Consider the following 15,649-nt stretch of genomic DNA (forward strand, 5'->3'; position numbering starts at 1 on the left):
AGCCCGGAAAGCCACCGGGCTCCGAAGTTATGGTTCAGGCATGAGCAACGCGCCCCGCTTCGACCGCGGTCACACCGACGACCTGATGTCCTTCCTGGCGGCCAGCCCCACGCCGTACCACGCCGTGGCGAGCTCGGCCGAGCGCCTGGAGAAGGCCGGTTTCCGGCAGGTCGAGGAGACCGACGCCTGGGACGGCACGTCGGGCGGCAAGTACGTGCTGCGGGGCGGCGCCATCATCGCCTGGTTCGTCCCCGAGGGCGCCGCCGCCCACACCCCGTACCGGATCGTCGGCGCGCACACCGACTCGCCCAACCTCCGCGTGAAGCCGCTGCCCGACAGCGGTGCGCACGGCTGGCGGCAGGTGGCCGTCGAGATCTACGGCGGGCCGCTGCTCAACTCCTGGCTCGACCGGGACCTGGGCCTGGCCGGGCGGCTCTCGCTGCGCGACGGCAGCCAGCGCCTCGTCGACGTGGACCGGCCGCTGCTGCGCGTGCCGCAGCTGGCGATCCACATGGACCGCTCGGTGAGCACCGACGGGCTCAAGCTCGACAAGCAGCGCCACATGCAGCCCATCTGGGGCCTCGGCGACGACGTCCACGAGGGCGACCTGATCCGCTTCCTGGAGGCGGAGAACGGCATCGGCGAGGGCGAGGTCACCGGCTGGGACCTGATGACGTACTCGATCGAGGCGCCGTCCTATCTGGGCCGGGACCGCGAGCTCGTCGCCGGGCCGCGCATGGACAACCTCATCTCCGTGCACGCGGGCACCGCCGCCCTCGCCGCCACCGTCACCGCGCCGGGCGCGGCGGACCTCCCGTACATCCCGGTCCTGGCCGCCTTCGACCACGAGGAGAACGGCTCCCAGTCCGACACCGGCGCCGACGGCCCGCTGCTCGGCTCGGTCCTGGAGCGCTCGGTCTTCGCGCGCGGCGGCACGTACGAGGACAAGGCGCGCGCCTTCGCCGGGACGGTCTGCCTCTCCTCCGACACCGGGCACGCCGTGCACCCCAACTACGCGGAGCGGCACGACCCGACGCACCACCCGCGCGCCAACGGCGGCCCCATCCTCAAGGTCAACGTGAACAACCGTTACGCCACGGACGGCGGCGGCCGCGCGGTGTTCGCGGCGGCGTGCGAGCGGGCGGGCGTGCCGTTCCAGTCGTTCGTCTCCAACAACGCGATGCCGTGCGGCACCACCATCGGACCGATCACCGCGGCCCGGCACGGCATCAAGACGGTGGACATCGGCGTGGCCATCCTCTCGATGCACAGCGCCCGCGAGCTGTGCGGCGCCGACGACCCCCACATGCTGGCGAACGCTCTGTCGGCGTTCCTGCAAGGCTAGGAGGGGAGGCAGGTTCGAGGAGGGACGGCACGTGGAATTCCAGCTGCTCGGTCCGGTCTCCGTCACCGGTGGCAGCGGGCCTCTCCCCCTCGGCCCCGCCAAGCGCCGCAGCCTGCTCGCCGCGCTCCTGCTGCGGGCGGGCACCCCGGTCACCGTGGACTTCCTGACCGAGGCGCTCTGGGACGTCGAACCGCCACTGCACGCCCGTACGGTGATCCAGGGCCATGTCTCCCGGCTGCGCGCGCTGCTCGTCGAGGCGGGACTGGACGCGTACGGGGTCGAACTCGCCACGCAGGGACGGGCGTACGCGCTGCACCTGCCGGAGACGCTGGTCGACGCCCGCCGCTTCGAGGACCTGGTGAAGCTCGCGGGGCGGCAGAGCGACCCGGCGGACGCGGCCCTGATGCTGCGTGAGGCGCTCGCCCTGTGGCAGGGCCCCGCGCTCACCGGGACCGTCGCGACGCCCCCGCTGCTCGCCTCGGCGGCCGCCCTGGAGGAGAGCCGCCTCGAAACGGTCGAGCAGCTCGCCCGCACATACGGCCGACTCGGTGCGCACGCCCAGGCGGTGGCGCTGCTCAGCGCCGAGGTCGTCGCCAAGCCGCTGCGCGAACCGCTGGTGGCGTGCCTGATGCGGGCCCTGTACCGGTCCGGCCTCCAGTCCGACGCGATCGGCCACTACCACCGCACGCGGCGGCTGCTCGCCGACGAGATGGGCGTCGACCCGGGTCCGGCGCTGCGGGAGGCGTACGAGGAGATACTCAACGGGGACGGCAACGGAGGCGGCAGCGGAAACAGCGGCAGGAGCGGCGACAGGAGCGGCGGTGGCGCCGAGAGCCTGGCCCCGCCGCCCGAGCCCGCCGTGGACGGGCCCGCCCCCGCGGCGGCCCCGGAATCCGCCGAGCCCACCGCCCCCCGCCAACTCCCGCGCCCCCCACGGGGTTTCACCGGCCGCACCGATGAACTCGCCGCCCTCGGCCGGACCCTGGACGCGCAGGCCGACACCCCCATCGCGCTCATCACCGGGCCCGCGGGCGTCGGCAAGACCTCCTTCGCCCTGCACTGGTCGCACCGGCACGCCGACGCCTTCCCGGACGGGCAGCTCTTCGCGAACCTGCGCGGCCACAGCGGCACCGACCCCACCGAACCGGCGCGCGTACTGCGGGAGTTCCTGCTCGCCCTCGGGGTGCGGGCCCAGGCGATCCCCGGCTCCACCGAGGCCGCGGCGGCCCTGTACCGCTCCCTCGTGGCGGACCGGCGCCTGCTCGTCGTCCTCGACAACGCCCTGGACTCCGCACAGGTGCGCCCGCTGCTGCCCGGCGGCCCCGGCTGCACCACCCTCGTCACCAGCCGCACCCGCCTGGACGGCCTCATCGCCTCCGACTGGGCCCGGCCCGTGCCCCTGGACGTGCTCACCGAGGCGGACGGCGCGCGCCTGCTCGTCCGCGCACTCGGCGCCGAGACGGAAGCAGCCGCGGACGACGCCGACGTACGCGAAGTGGTGCGGCTCTGCGACGGGCTGCCGCTCGCGCTGCGCATCGCCGCGGCCCGGGTCAGCGGGCGGCGGCACTGGACCGTGGCCGGGCTCACGGCCGAACTCGCCGACGAACAGGAGCGGTTGGCGGTCCTGTCCGCCGAGGACCGGGGAGTCGCGAAGGCGCTGAGCGGGTCCGTCGCGCGGCTGCCGGAGGGAGACGCGCGACTGCTCGCGGCGCTCGCGCGCGGCTTCACGCGGGATACGGACGTGTACGCGGCCGCCGCGCTCGCCGCGGCCCCGGTGGCCACCGCACGGGCGGGTCTCGACCGGCTCGCCGCCGCGCACCTGCTCCAGGAGGAGGCGCCGGGGCGCTACACCCTGCACGATCTCGTACGGCTCTACGCGCGCGGGCTCGAAGGGCCGGACGAGCCGGAGGCGACCCGGCGCCTCGTCGACCACTGGCTGCGCGCGGCGCACGCCGCCGTGAACGCCATCGACACCACCGGATACCGGGGCATCCCGCTGCCCGACGGCTGCGAACCCGGTCTGCCCGTACCGGAGTTCACGGACCGGGACGCGGCGCGCCGCTGGTTCGCCGTGGAGCAGGACGGCCTGGTCGGTGCCGTCTTCGCCGCCGCCGGGCTCGGCGACGACGAGCGGACCTGGCGGCTCGCGGCCCTGCTGTGGCCGCTGGTGCTGTGGCGGCCGCACCCGGGCTGGCAGGCGCCGCTGGAGGCGGGGCTCACCGCCGCCGAGCGGACCGGGAACCGGGAGGGCACCGCCAGGATGCGGTCCACGACGGGCGTACTCCTCATGGAGATCGGGCAGTTCGCCCTCGCCGAGGAGCACTTCGAGCACTCCCTGGGCACCTACCGTGAGCTCCTGCCGGAGCTCGCCGCCCAGGTCCTCGTCCTCATCGGCATCGCCCGCAACCGCCTGAACGACCCGGAGGCCGCCCTCGAATCGCTCGCCGACGCGCGGCGCACCGTGCTGGACGCGGGCCATGCCACCGCTCCGATGCTCGACCATCACGTCCAGGCCCAGCTCGCCCTGAATCAGGGCAGGTTGACGGAGGCCGCCGAGCACGCGGGGCGCGCCCTCGCCGCCGTGCCCGCCAATGAGACCGCCGGGTGGCGGCCGCTGATCTGGGAGTCGTACGGCATCGCCCTGCACCGGGCCGGCCTGCACCAGGAGGCCCGCGACGCGCTGCTCGCCGCGCTCGCGGCCACCGAGGAGGAGGACCTGCCGGCCCGCACCGCCCGCGCCCTCACCCACCTGGGCGACATCGCCGCCGTCCTCGAAGGCCCCGCGGTCGAGGAGGCGTACCGGCGCCGTGCGGAGCAGGTCCGCAACGGCATACCGGATGCCCGCGCATAGCCGTGCGCCCCTGCCCTGAAAGGCGAGAACGTCACGTTAGTCGGGTGTTAGCGGAACGCCAACGGCGGGCGGGAAGCTCGACGTGCGGCAGGGCCCCGGCGGCACAGGCCCCTCCAGTAGGACCCCGCCCCACAGACCACAGCCGGCTCGCGTTGCTGTCCCCCACGGGGCGCGGGCCGGCTGTGCCGTGCCCGGCCCGGTGGTAGGCATGACGGCATGAAGCTTCTCGTACGCGACCGGCTGCTCGGCATCGGTGACGACTACTGGATCGAGGACGACCGGGGCCGCAAGGTCTTCTTCGTCGACGGCAAGGCGATGCGCCTGCGTGAGACCTTCGAGCTGAAGGACATGCAGGGCCGCATCCTCGTCGAGATCAAGGCGAAGCTGCTCGCCCTGCGCGACACGATGGTGATCGAGCGGGACGGCGAGGCCCTCGCGAAGGTCAAGCGCAAGCGCCTGTCGCTGCTGCGCAACCACTACCGGGTGGAGCTCGTCGACGGCACCGAGCTCGACGTCAGCGGCAAGATCCTCGACCGCGAGTTCGCCATCGAGTACGACGGCGAGATGCTCGCGGACATCTCCCGGCGCTGGCTCACCGTCCGCGACACGTACGGCGTGAACATCGTCCGGGAAGACGCCGACCCCGCGCTCCTGCTCGCCGTGGCGGTGTGCGTGATCCGCCTGGCGGAGAAGGAGCGCGGGGACGGGGACGACTAGTCAGTCGGCCAGTCAGTTACCGGCTGGTCGGACGGTCAGCGCAGGGCGCTGCCGAAGAGCGCCGACGCGTACGGGCCGCCGACGTCCTTGGGGCCGAACGCCACCGACTTGGTCGCGGTCACCCCGGACGCGGTCCCCGGCAGGGACCACAGGGCACCGGCGTTGGCGTTCTCCTTCACGGACGAGGCCGCGAGGTCCCGGTGGCCGTCGCCGTTGGAGTCGGCCAGCGCCACCGCCGCGCCGAACTCGTCGCCCTTCTCGGCGACACCGGGCACGTTCGCGGTGTTCTGGTGGAACACCTGCGCCCCGGTCCCGGTCACGCCCTCGGCAGAGCCGTGGAGCACCGCGACCGAGCCCGCGTCGGTCACGCTGCCGACGTCCTCGCCCGGGATGCCCAGGGCCACGTCCGCGTAGCCGTCGCCGGTCACGTCGGCCACGGCGACCGAGGCGCCGAGACGGTCCCCGCTCTCCTCCGCGCCGGGGAAGCCGGGCAGGCCCTGGTCGAACTTCTGGACGTCGCCCTCGCCCAGCTGCAGGCCCTTCTTCGAGCCGAACGCGACCTGGACCTTGGACTCGTAGTCGCTGTCGCCCACCACCACGTCGTCGTAGTGGTCGCCGTTGATGTCGCCCACCGCGAGCGCGCCGCGGGAGCCGGGGGCGTCGCCCCGCGTGAAGCCGGTGGGCGAGCCGTACAGGACGCTGTTGCCCCACTCGCCGTCACCGGCGTAGTCGTTCATCGCGATGTCGTCGCGGCCGTCGCCGTTGATGTCGCCCACGGCCTTCGGCACGACCGGGCCCTCCACGGAGCCCGGACCGTCGACGCAGGTGTCGGTGCGGCCCGGCAGCGGGGAGCAGTTCGGGTTGGGGCGCTGGTCGGTGTCGTAGCTCCACCACAGCGACTTGTCCATGAAGTCGAGGGTGGTGGCCGGCTTGCCGGTGCGCTTGATCGGGCCCTTCCACAGGCGGGCCTGCTGGTCGGCCGGGTCGTCCCCGAAGGCGCTGACCTTGGTGAACAGGGCCAGGTCCGTGGTGCCGTCGCCGTCGAAGTCACCGGCCTGCGGGTTGAGCCCGAAGGTGTCGATCTTGGTCCCGCCGGTCAGGCCCGAGGCGGAGCCCCACAGGATGACCGAGCCGGCCTTGGCGTCCCCGGACCCGATGACCAGGTCGCTGTAGCCGTCCTTGTCCAGGTCGCCCTTGGTGAAGCTGGTGCCGAACCCCTGCTTCGCGGTGGCCGAGCCGGGCACGCCCGCGGTGGAGCGGCTGATGAGCTTCTTGTGGGCGGGGTCGAGGCCCTTCGCCGAGCCGTACGTCACCGCGACATAGCCCGCCTTGGCCTTGCCGGAGATGGTGGCGCCGGGGGCTCCGGCGACGACGTCGGCATAGCCGTCGCCGTTGAAGTCGTCCGCCTTGTCGGCGGCTCCCTTGGCGTTCGCTGGGGCGGCGTCGGCGTGGTCGGACCCGAAGGACCAGGCCGTGAGACCGCCGCCGAGGAGGGCTGCGGCTATCAGGGGCGTGGCGAGCCGGGCGCTGCTGCGGCTCCGGCGACGTGCGCGTGACATGCGGCGTGTTCCCTTGCGATCGGAGGTGCACCGGGACAGTGCCGGTGAGGGGTGGCGTGAACGTACGGCGCAATTCACCGCACGTTCACGCCAGTTGACCTACCGGGCGCCCCAATGGTTGCCCAAGGTCACAAAATCCCCATGAATCCGAGACCGGCCCGGAACAGAGCGGGTACCGGCCGGGGGCACCCGGACGGCGGCTCCCCGGATGGCCAGCCACCGCATGCGCGCCACATAACGCGATGTTCCTCTTACGCACAGTGGCCGAACGATCGCAGCGATCACCCGGCCTTCACCCGTAACGAAGGGAACAGGTGGCTATGTCTGCATGGCGCACCTCGGGTCTGCGCGCGGTCGTCGCGTCCGGGCTCGCAGCGGCAATGGCGGTCACGGTGGCGGGCACGGCGCAGGCCGCGCCGGTCGGCGACGGGCCGGGCCCCGACGACTGGGGCACCGTCGTCAAGACCAAGGACGGCGTCCAGGCCAACTCCTGGCTGATCGGCGTCACGGGCCTCGGCCGGATCGTCAACGCGCGGCTCTTCGAGTCCGCCTCACCGACCACCCCGAAGGCGCCCAAGGACGAGGCCGGCGGCAAGGAGCTGATCAACCTCGCGCCCGGCGGCTTCGGCCTCGGCAAGGCGTCCGCGCTCTACTCGCGGGCCATGACCAACTCGACCCCGGCCAACAGCTCGGGCGGCAAGGTCGTCGCTCCCGGTGTCGCGTACGGCGGCGCGGGTGCCGCCTCGGTCGACGTCGGCGTGCCCTACATCCAGCCCACGACGCCCGAGGGCACCCAGCTCTCCGGCATCGGGCTGCACATCAACGCCATCGACGTGCACGCCATGGCGGTGCCCGGCAAGCCGGTGCAGTTCGAGGGCGGCGCGGCCAGCGGCTACCTCTCCATCGCGGGCCAGCGCCTCATCGACATCCCGCGCCTGTGGGCGGTCAACCTCGGCCTGAACATCCCGAGCGGCAAGACCGGCGCCCCGATCGCGCTCGCCATGACCAACGAGCAGATCACCACCGACAACAAGGGTGTGCCGACGCTCGGCAAGGACGGCGACTACAAGTACGACCCGAAGGCCACCAGCGGCTACGTCAACGGCATCCACGTGAGCGTCCTGGGCCAGGAGGTCGCGGACATCACGGTCGCCCACGCCGCCGTCATCCGGGACGCCGCCAAGACCGACTCGCTGGTCCCGAAGCTCCCGAAGAAGCTGCCGACCCTCGCGGACCTGGCCAAGGACGCCATGGAGCCCATGAAGCCCACAAAGCCCACGGAGCCCATGAAGCCCATGGTGCCGAAGACGTCCTGACCGTTCCGCCGTCCACCGGCCGCCGCGCGTCCCGCCTGCGGACGCGCGGCGGCCGGACCGGTTTCCCCGACCGCACCGGATTCCCGACCGAGAGGGGCCACCTCTGTGTTCTTCCGTACGTCGTCCTTCCGCACGTCGCCCAGCCGTACGCCGCTGCGTATCGCCGCCCCGCTGGCGCTCGCCACCACGCTGCTCCTGGGCGGCACAGCCGCCGCCCACGCCGCCGCCCACGCCGAACCACCGCCGTTCCCGCCGCCCGCCGGGGTGCCGGTGAGCAAGGACGGCACCACCCCGGCCACGTCCGACCCGGGCAAGCCGGAGCCGACCGAGCCCGACAAGCCGCACACGATCGTGGACGACTTCTGGCAGGCCATCGGCACCGGCGTCGGCGACATGATCCACGGCGCCACCGACATCTGGAACGGCGTCTTCGGCATCAAGAAGCCCGCCGCCGAAAAGCCCGACTCCCCTACCGACCCCACGAGTTGACCCCCCATCGCCCAGCCGAGGAGCCCCCCGTCATGCCCACTCCCACCCGCCGCGCGGCCCGCACGGCGCTCGCCGCGGCCGCCGCGCTCACCGCGGTGACGGCGCTCGGCGCGGCCGTCGCCCCCGCCGCGGCCGCCGACCCCTCCCCACCGCCCCCGGTCAACTGGGGCACCGTCCTCGACCTGTCGGCCCCCGCGCAGGCCAACGCCTGGAGCCTCCGGGTCCTCGGCCGCGGCGTGGGCGACGACATCCGCGTCGCCGAGGCCCACCACCCCGCGGCCCCCGGCACCCCCGCCCTGGTCAGCTCGGCGCCCGAGCGCACGTACCCACTCGCCACCCGCCGCTACACGTTCGGCTCGCTGCGCGGGGTGCGCTCCGCCACCGCCGAGCGCAAGGGCACCGTCACCGCGAGCTCCCACCTGGAGCAGGTCACGCTCGGCCTGCCCTATCTGACCAAGCCCGGCAGGCCCTCGGCGCCGCCGCCCGTCCTCGCCCTGGAGCTGACCGGCGCCGACGCCTCCGCGTCCTCCGCGCGGGGCAAGCCGCTCGCCCTCGCCACGACGACGCGGAGCGGCAGCGTGAGCGCGTACGGGACGAAGCTGCGCACCTTCAAGGAGGCCCCGGCCGCCAACACCGGCCTGCGGGTCCCCGCCAACCCGCTGCTGCCCGCGCAGGCCCTGGTGACCCTCAACGAGCAGATCACCACGGACGCGCAGGGCCACCCCAGCACCGCGGCACTCGGCGGCTACCGGCGCGACGCGCACGCGACGAGCGGCTATGTGAACGCCGCCCACATGACGCTCCTGACCCCCGAGCCCACCGACATGACCGTGGCCCACGCGGCGGTCATCAGGAGCGACTGAGGTGTCCCGGGCGCCGGAGCGGGCGGAGGTTAGTGGCTCGCACCCCCGGATGGCCGCTACGACATGCGCACATCGCTCTGTGTAGCGAACCTTTCACTAACAGTGGTCATCACTTTGGATCGAAAGAGAGGGTCGGCCATGGCCTCATGGCGCACTCAGGGGCCGCGTGCCCTGCTGACAGCGGGGATCGCCCTGACCGCGGTGGCGGCGGCCGCACTCCCCGCCCACGCGGAAGCAGCCGCTCCGATCGGCGTCGACGACTGGGGAACCGTCGTCGACACCGACGACTGCGTCCAGGCGGACGCCTGGGTCGTCGGCGTCAAGGGACTCGGAAAGATCGTGAACGCCGCGCTCTTCGAGTCGCACTACCCGACGACCCCCAAGGCCCCCAAGCAGCACGCGGGCGGCAAGGACCTCGTCAATCTGGCGCCGGGCGGCGTGGGCATCGGGCAGGTCTCGGCCCTGTACTCACGGGCCATGGGGCACAGCCACCCCTCGTCCACCTCGGGCGGCCCGGACGTCCCGGCCCGCGGCGAGGTGTACGCGGACGCGGGCGGCGGCGCCGTCGACGTCGGCATCCCGTACATCGCCAGCCCCACCGGCGACACCCAGCTCTCCCCGATCGGCGTACACGTCGAGGGCATCACCGTCTCCGCGTACTCCAAGCCCGCCAAGGCCGTGGAGTTCACCGGCGGCGCGGCCCGCGGCTACATCTCCATCGGCGGCGTCCGCATGGTCGACATCCCGCCGATCTGGGCGGTCAACCTGGGCGTGCGCGTGCCGGACGACTACAGCAAGTCCCCGCTCGTCCTCGCCACCACCAACGAGCAGGTGACGACCGACGAGAAGGGCATGCCGACGCTCGGCAAGAACGGCAAGTACGCCTACAACCCCAAGGCCACCAGCGGCTACGTCAACGCGATCCACGCCTCCGTGCTCGGCACCGAGGTCGCGGACGTGACGATCGGGCACGCGGCCGTCATCCGTGATCCGAAGATCACGGACAAGTTCGCCAAGCCGGCCCCGAAGACCGCGGAGCGGGCGACGACACGGGCCGGGGTGCCCGAGGTGCGCACCCGCGCCCCGTTCGCCCCGCCGGTCGGCAACGGATAACCGGTACGCGAAAAGCCGGGTGCCGTACGCCGAAAGGGCGTACGGCACCCGGCTTTTCGCGTGCGGTCCGAGGCCCCGCGCGCCCCGGCGGCAAAGGTGGTGGTCCCCCCACCCGAACCGCCTGAAGGAGGCCGCGATGATCCCCCGCACCCCCCATCGCCTCGCCCGTGCCGCCCTGCTCCTCGCCACCGCGGCCCTCGTGTCCGGCTGCGCGGACCCGGGGCCCAAGAACATCCCCACCGTCTCCGGCGAGTTCGGCAAGCGGCCCACCGTCGTCATGCCGAAGCTGCCCGCCCCCAAGCAGGCCCGCATGACCGTCCTGAAAGAGGGCGACGGGCCCGTCACCCGCAAGGGCCAGGTCATCGTCACCGACGTCGACATGCGCCTGTGGGAGTCCGGCAAGCCGCTGATGGACACCTACCGGCTCGAACAGCCCACCACCGCGGTCCTCGACGGCAAGCACGTGGCGCGCACCTGGGACCAGTCCCTGATCGGCCGCAAGGCGGGCAGCCGCGTCCTCCTCGTCTCCCCGGCCACGCACGGCTTCGGCCCCAACGGCATGGCACCCGCCCAGGTCAAGCCCAGCGACCACATGGTCCTCGTCTTCGACGTGATCGGCGGTTACGACCCCAAGCAGCAGGTCAGCGGCGGCAGCTCGGCCTCCGGCGCGGCCTCCGCACACCCGGCCGTCTCGGTCCGCCCCGGCCAGGAGCCGGTCCTCTCCGACTGGGGCCCGGCCCCGAAGAAGTTCGCCGCCCGCACCCTGGTCGCGGGTACCGGCCCGGAGCTGAAGCCGGGGCAGCGGATGGTCGTCCAGTTCAGCGGCGTCGAGTGGGGCAAGAAGGGCTCCTTCAACTCGACGTACCGGCGCAGCGGCCCCAACGGCTTCCTGCTCAAGGACCGGGCGCTGCTTCCCGGCTGGTACGAGGGCCTGACGGGGCGGCGCGTCGGCAGCCGGGTCCTGCTCACCGTCCCGGCGGGGCACCGGCCCGGGTTCACGCACACCGACGGCGGGCTCGCGGCGCCGAAGAACCGCCCGGTCGCGTACGTGGTGGACATCCTGGACGCGCGCTGAGCGCACCCCCCCCCCCGTACGCGCGAACCGGCCCCCGGAGCACCAGGCTCCGGGGGCCGGTTCGTGTACTACCGAAGGGGGTCACTCACACGGCTTGCCCGCGCGGTTCAGCCCCTCGACCCAGCCACCACAGCTGATGTCCTGGTTCGCGTTCTCCTTCACGACGAACGTGTCGAAGACCTTGGAGCCGCTGTTCGGGTCGCCCTTCGTGGTGAAGTCCGTGGCGCCCTCCAGCTGGCCCTTGGCGTCCTTGTCGACCTTCGTCTCGATGCTGATCGGCGGGAACTTGCCGCCGGGCTTCAGCACGTCGGGACGCTGACAGCTGACCGTCTGGCCGCCGATGACGCACTCCCAGCCGTCGCCGGACGCCTTGGTCGGCGTGACCCCGTCAGGGAAGGTGCGGGTGACGACGGTCCGGCCACGGGTCGGGCCCGCGTCCTTCGCGTTGTCCACGTCGACCTGGAACTTGGCGGGCTTGCCCGCGACGACGTCGCCGACCGGCTTCGTCGCCACCGTCAGGTTCGGGTCCTTGACCGGGGCCGGCTTGACCGTGGTGGTGTCCTTCACCGGGCCCGCCGGGTGCTGCTGCCCCGGCGTCGTGGTCTCGGTGGTGCCGGTCAGGTCGCCCTTGGCGTCGTCGGCCACCCGGGTGCCGATGTTGATGGTCGGGTAGGACTTGCCCGGGTTGAGCACATCGGCTCCGGTGCCGGGACGCGTGCAGGTGACGGTCTGTCCGGCGATGGCGCACTTCCAGCCGTCACCGGCGGCCGAGACCGGGGTGATGCCCTTCGGGAAGGTGCGGACGACCTTGACCTCGCCGTTGGTCGGACCGGCCGTGGGCTTGTCCGCGACGTCGATCGTGTAGCCCGCGTTCTGGCCGCCGACCACGTCGCCGACCGGCTTGGTGGTGACGGTCAGGTCCGGGCCCTTGGCCGGGGTGACCGTGAACTTGCTGGTGTCGGGGACGGCGGGGCCGCTGCCCGGAGTCGTGGCCTGCGAGGTGACGGTCTTGTCGCCCTTGGCGTCGCCCGCGACCTTCGTCTTCACCTTGACCGGCGGGTACTTCTCGCCGGGCTTGAGGGTGTCGGGCCGCTTGCAGGTGACCGTCTGGCCCTTGATCTCGCACTTCCAGCCGTCGCCCGCCGCCGAGACCGGCGTGACGCCCTCGGGGAAGGTCTGGGTGGTGGTGACCTCGCCGGTGGTGGGGCCCGCCAGCTTGTCGTTGGCGGTCGTCATCTCGAACTCGGCGTCCTGGCCCGCGTTCACCGGGCCCGTCGGCACGACCGTCGTCGACAGCTTCGGGTCGAGGGTCTCCAGCTTTCCGTTCCACAGCTCGTGGATCTCGGTGCTGTCACCGGTGGACGCCGCGAAGCCGAGCCGGAAGGTCTCGGGCACCTTCGGCTGGCCCTTGATGTCGTCGAGGTCGAGGGGCTCGATGACGTCCCGCCAGCCGCGGCCGTCGTGGAAGTCGATGGCGACGGCGAGCTTGCCCGCGGGCGACAGCTCGATCTTGGCCGTGCGGACGGCCTCGGTGCGCGTCTTGGCCGTGGTGACGGCCAGCTTCCGGCCCGACTGGTAGGTGGCGACCATGGGGTTGTCGACCGAGGTCGCGCCGCGCACCGTGATGGAGTTGGGCATCCGCTTGGGGGTGCCGCCCGAGCCGTACGCCTGCTTGGTGAAGTTGCCGAAGACGTCGAGGCCGACGCCCAGGTAACCGCCCTTGATCCCGGTGTAGCCGAGACCGCCGCCGTAGATGCCGCCCGCCTTGGGCATGGGCGCCGTGCCGTCGAGGAGCATCAGGGAGATGCCGTCGGCGGCGTCCTTCGTGGTCGGGTCGTAGGCGGCGAAGTCGATGGTGAACTTCATGCCCGCGCGCGACGGGAAGGTGTTCTTGGTGGCGACGAACCCGGTCTGCTTCCCCTTGTTCGTCGTGAGTCGCAGCGCGCCCTGTCCGGGCTTGTCGCCCACCGGCGTCTGACACGCCTTCAGGGGGGCCTTCTCTCCGGTGGCCGCCGTGAGACAGCCGTAGCCGGTCGGGTCGTCCGGTCCGGTGGCGCCGCTGAACCACTTGTTGGTGTCGATCGTCGTGCCGGTGAACGACTCACTGGCGATCTCGTCCGCCACCGCCTGCTGCGGCGCGGCCAGCGAGAGTCCGAGCGCCACCGCAGTGGCAAGGCCGAGCGGTCCGGTCAGACGTGCTCTGACCTTCCCGGCTCTGCTTGCGCGACCATGTCCAATGTCCGTCATGTGGGGTGCCTCCTTGGGCGCACCGAGCCCTGCCACGTGTCTGATGGATTACGTTCTGTATGCAGTTGACTGCACACAGTGACCAGCTTTTCGATCATCAGAACACCGGGCCCGGGATGCCGCGATCGGCGAAGCCCAAGCGAGTGAGAGCCCCAGGGCACATCAGGCCCCGCCAGGGCCTGTCAGGACCTGGCGGGCGGGGCCACTCAGGCCCTATCGGGCGCGGCCACCCCGAGCAGCCGGTCCTTGAGCGCCGGGAACTGCTCCCTGGTCCTGGCCACCTTGCCCAGGTCCAGGTCCACGGTCAGCACCTCCTCGCCCGCGCCCGCCTCGCCGAGCACCTCGCCCCAGGGGTCGACGACGATGCTGTGCCCGGCCTGCTCCACGCCGCCGTTCGTGCCGACGGCGCCGCAGGCCAGGACGTACGCCTGGTTCTCCACGGCGCGCGCCTGGGCCAGCAGCGTCCAGTGCGCGCGGCGCCGCTCGGGCCAGCCCGCGGGGATCACCAGGGTCTCGGCGCCCGCGTCGACCAGGCCCCGGAAGAGCTCGGGGAAGCGGAGGTCGTAGCAGGTGGCGAGGCCGAGGGTGGTCTCCGGCAGCCGCACGGTGGCCAGTTCGGTGCCCGCGGCCATCAGGACGGCCTCGCCCTTGTCGAAGCCGAAGCGGTGGATCTTCCGGTAGGCGGCGGCGAGTTCACCGTCGGGGGAGAAGACGAGCGAGGTGTTGTAGAGGGCGCCCTCCCCGGCACCCTTCCCGGCGCCCTCCCCCTCGGCGGAGCCGCCGTCGGGGGCGCCGCCTTCGGGGGCGCCGCCTTCGGGGGCGGCCCGCTCGGTGATCGAGCCCGCGTGCAGCCAGACCCCGGCCTCGCTCGCGGCCTTCGCCATCGCCTCGTACGTGGGGCCTTCGAGCGGCTCGGCGTCGGCGGCGAAGGACCGGTAGGCGAAGGCGCCCGTCGTCCACAACTCGGGCAGCACGATCAGCCCGTCGCCCTCGAGTCCCTCCCGAGCCGCCACCTCGCGCACGCGGGAAGCCACGCGCCCCCGGCGGGAGTTGACCGATTCGTCCTCGTCTGCAGCGATCTGGATCAGCGAAGCGCGCACAGTACCACCGTCCTGGCATTCGAGCCCTGGGCTACCTTCGGGAACAGCCTACGATCGTCACACGAAAGCTCTGCCGGGGTGCCTTTGGGCGGCGTAACTTATCGTTCCAGACACCCACCGCCCGCGTACGACCGCCGAGGGGTCCCGTGAGTCTCCATCCCAGCCTGCAAACCTACGCCGATGCCTGGACCCACTCCGTGGAAGCGATATCCGAGTTGGTCACCCCGCTCGCCGAGGGGGAGTGGAGCTGGGCGACGCCCTGCCCCGGCTGGTCGGTGCGCGACATCGTCTCCCATGTCATCGGTCTGGACTGCGAGATGCTGGGCGACCCGCGGCCCATCCACACCCTGCCGCGCGACCTGTACCACGTACAGACCGAGGGCCAGCGGTACATGGAGATGCAGGTCGACGTCCGCCGCCACCACACGGCGCCGGAGATGACCTCCGAGCTGGAGTACACGATCATCCGCCGCTCCCGCCAGCTGCGGAACGAGTCGCGGGAGCCGGGCACCAAGATCCGCGGCCCCCTCGGCAGCGAGGTCACCCTCGAACTGGCCACGCGCATGCGGGCGTTCGACGTCTGGGTCCACGAGCAGGACCTCCGCACCACCCTGAACAAGCCCGGCAACCTCGACTCCCCCGGCGCGTACGTCGCCCGGGACCTGCTCCTGCACGGGCTGCCGAAGGTCGTCGCCAAGAAGGCCGGCGCCCCGGCGAACTCGGCGGTCGTCTTCGACGTGAGCGGCCCCGTCGAGTTCCTGCGCACGGTCCGCGTGGACGCCGAGGGCCAGGGCACGGTGGACAACGCCCCCTCGCTCGGCCCCCTCGTCACGTTCAGCCTCGACTGGGAGACGTACTTCAGGCTGGCCTGCGGCCGGGTCACCTACGCGTCGGTGGCGGACAGGGTGAAGGTCGACGGGGACCAGGAGCTGGGCGAGGCGATCCTGCGGGAGTTCGCGGTCACACCCTGACGC

12 protein-coding genes are annotated in these 15,649 nt (G+C 72.5%); 9 read left to right on the forward strand and 3 right to left on the reverse strand.

The annotated features are described in order from the left end of the window. Nucleotides 1–40: 40 nt before the first annotated feature. The 3 genes from ACQB60_RS40105 (at nucleotide 41) to ACQB60_RS40115 (ending at nucleotide 4,913) form a co-directional block, all read left to right on the forward strand. Nucleotides 41–1,345 (forward strand): M18 family aminopeptidase, encoded by a 1,305-nt coding sequence (locus ACQB60_RS40105; RefSeq protein WP_496931033.1) that lies wholly within the window; start codon nucleotides 41–43, stop codon nucleotides 1,343–1,345. A gap of 31 nt (nucleotides 1,346–1,376) precedes the next feature. Continuing rightward, a complete protein-coding gene (locus ACQB60_RS40110) occupies nucleotides 1,377–4,196 on the forward strand; it encodes an AfsR/SARP family transcriptional regulator (protein ID WP_496931034.1) in 2,820 nt (939 codons plus the stop codon). A 216-nt stretch (nucleotides 4,197–4,412) separates the two neighbouring features. Then, nucleotides 4,413–4,913: an LURP-one-related/scramblase family protein gene (locus ACQB60_RS40115; protein ID WP_384829352.1), complete on the forward strand. Its 501-nt coding sequence runs from the start codon at nucleotides 4,413–4,415 to the stop codon at nucleotides 4,911–4,913. Nucleotides 4,914–4,948: 35 nt separating this feature from the next. On the opposite strand, the gene ACQB60_RS40120 is transcribed toward ACQB60_RS40115, so the two are convergent. Beyond that, on the reverse strand, nucleotides 4,949–6,472 hold the full coding sequence (locus tag ACQB60_RS40120) for a hypothetical protein (RefSeq protein WP_496931035.1): 1,524 nt from the start codon (nucleotides 6,470–6,472) through the stop codon (nucleotides 4,949–4,951). Nucleotides 6,473–6,792: 320 nt separating this feature from the next. Here ACQB60_RS40120 and ACQB60_RS40125 point away from each other — a divergent pair, with 320 nt between their 5' ends. The 5 genes from ACQB60_RS40125 to ACQB60_RS40145 all read left to right on the forward strand — a co-directional run bounded on the left by ACQB60_RS40125 (nucleotide 6,793) and on the right by ACQB60_RS40145 (nucleotide 11,328). Then, nucleotides 6,793–7,788, forward strand: a complete 996-nt coding sequence (locus ACQB60_RS40125; RefSeq protein WP_496931036.1) for a hypothetical protein — start codon at nucleotides 6,793–6,795, stop codon at nucleotides 7,786–7,788. A gap of 105 nt (nucleotides 7,789–7,893) precedes the next feature. After that, nucleotides 7,894–8,277 (forward strand): hypothetical protein, encoded by a 384-nt coding sequence (locus ACQB60_RS40130; protein WP_496931037.1) that lies wholly within the window; start codon nucleotides 7,894–7,896, stop codon nucleotides 8,275–8,277. 32 nt (nucleotides 8,278–8,309) lie between these two features. Next, a complete protein-coding gene (locus tag ACQB60_RS40135; RefSeq protein ID WP_496931038.1) occupies nucleotides 8,310–9,140 on the forward strand; it encodes a hypothetical protein in 831 nt (276 codons plus the stop codon). Between the two features lie 138 nt (nucleotides 9,141–9,278). Then, nucleotides 9,279–10,253 carry a hypothetical protein gene (locus ACQB60_RS40140; protein WP_496931039.1) on the forward strand — a complete coding sequence of 325 codons (975 nt, stop codon included), beginning with the start codon at nucleotides 9,279–9,281 and terminating at the stop codon, nucleotides 10,251–10,253. 136 nt (nucleotides 10,254–10,389) lie between these two features. Beyond that, on the forward strand, nucleotides 10,390–11,328 hold the full coding sequence (locus ACQB60_RS40145; protein ID WP_496931040.1) for an FKBP-type peptidyl-prolyl cis-trans isomerase: 939 nt from the start codon (nucleotides 10,390–10,392) through the stop codon (nucleotides 11,326–11,328). Nucleotides 11,329–11,409: 81 nt separating this feature from the next. On the opposite strand, the gene ACQB60_RS40150 is transcribed toward ACQB60_RS40145, so the two are convergent. Next, nucleotides 11,410–13,575: an L-type lectin family protein gene (locus ACQB60_RS40150; protein ID WP_496931041.1), complete on the reverse strand. Its 2,166-nt coding sequence runs from the start codon at nucleotides 13,573–13,575 to the stop codon at nucleotides 11,410–11,412. Between the two features lie 206 nt (nucleotides 13,576–13,781). After that, entirely contained in the window at nucleotides 13,782–14,675 is an 894-nt protein-coding gene (locus ACQB60_RS40155; RefSeq protein ID WP_496931042.1) for a carbon-nitrogen family hydrolase, read from the reverse strand. 146 nt (nucleotides 14,676–14,821) lie between these two features. Here ACQB60_RS40155 and ACQB60_RS40160 point away from each other — a divergent pair, with 146 nt between their 5' ends. Then, nucleotides 14,822–15,646, forward strand: a complete 825-nt coding sequence (locus ACQB60_RS40160; RefSeq protein WP_496931043.1) for a maleylpyruvate isomerase family mycothiol-dependent enzyme — start codon at nucleotides 14,822–14,824, stop codon at nucleotides 15,644–15,646. Nucleotides 15,647–15,649: the final 3 nt, after the last annotated feature.

It is taken from the genome of Streptomyces odontotermitis (assembly GCF_050510915.1).
In the GTDB taxonomy this organism is placed as follows: Bacteria; Actinomycetota; Actinomycetes; order Streptomycetales; family Streptomycetaceae; genus Streptomyces.